Below are 370 nucleotides of genomic sequence, written 5' to 3'. Positions count from 1 at the left end.
GGCGGAACACGTGAAACTCCGTCGGAATCCGGGAGGACCATCTCCCAAGGCTAAATACTCCCTAGTGACCGATAGTGAACCAGTACCGTGAGGGAAAGGTGAAAAGCACCCCGGAAGGGGAGTGAAATAGTTCCTGAAACCATGTGCCTACAATTAGTTAGAGCCCGTTAATGGGTGATAGCGTGCCTTTTGTAGAATGAACCGGCGAGTTACGTTTACGTGCAAGGTTAAGTCGAAAAGACGGAGCCGTAGCGAAAGCGAGTCTGAAACGGGCGTTTCAGTACGTAGATGTAGACCCGAAACCAGGTGACCTACCCATGTCCAGGGTGAAGGTGCGGTAAAACGCACTGGAGGCCCGAACCCGTGTACG

At 52.7% G+C, this 370-nt stretch carries 1 rRNA gene; it reads left to right on the top strand.

Annotated elements, in window-relative coordinates:
* Nucleotides 1–370 (top strand): 23S ribosomal RNA (locus LOSG293_RS09855); the annotation flags it as partial.

This window comes from Secundilactobacillus oryzae JCM 18671 (assembly GCF_000740055.1).
In the GTDB taxonomy this organism is placed as follows: Bacteria; Bacillota; Bacilli; order Lactobacillales; family Lactobacillaceae; genus Secundilactobacillus; species Secundilactobacillus oryzae.
This window is presented reverse-complemented; position numbering and strand designations above follow the sequence as displayed.